The organism is Pseudoalteromonas sp. SR44-5 (assembly GCF_014163675.1).
Classification (GTDB): domain Bacteria; phylum Pseudomonadota; class Gammaproteobacteria; order Enterobacterales; family Alteromonadaceae; genus Pseudoalteromonas; species Pseudoalteromonas rhizosphaerae.
Window position 1 is genome coordinate 1 of sequence record NZ_JACJDT010000187.1, and the last position, 479, is coordinate 479.

General features: G+C 42.8%; 1 pseudogene. It reads right to left on the bottom strand.

The window, feature by feature from the left end:
• Positions 1 to 446 (bottom strand): annotated as a pseudogene (locus tag H5154_RS23165) (transposase); the annotation flags it as partial.
• Positions 447 to 479: the final 33 nt, after the last annotated feature.

Here is a 479-nt window from a genome sequence, read left to right on the forward strand (position 1 = left end):
ATTTCATTGCCTGCGGGACAGCGGCAGGTTTGTGTCGTCTCATCATAATGGAAGTCGTCTGAGGTAAATAACCGTGGCTTGCCTTTACTGCGTTTTAGTCGGCGCTTTTCTTGCTCTGTCTCATAGGTTTCACTTTCTTTAAACAGCGGATTTCGTTTTCTAAATTGGTTATCCGCAATGTAAGTATCAAAGCCACTTTTCGCCATAAACTCAAGATTCACTTCGCTGTTAAACCCACTGTCTGCGGTAAACTTTATGGTGTGATTATCTGCTTCTTTTTTTGTATTGAGCTTAGTGAGCTGTTGTTTTAATTGCTTAACCGCTGGCTGTAAGGTTTGCTGCTCGCCCACTGTACCCCATGCCTGTGCTTGCAGTATAACTTGATGTTTATCGTCATTTATCGCTATCCCGTTGTAGCCTTGGATTGTACCTTTTGACGTGGTCATTTTCGCGCTATCAGGGTCGGTAATATTACTTTT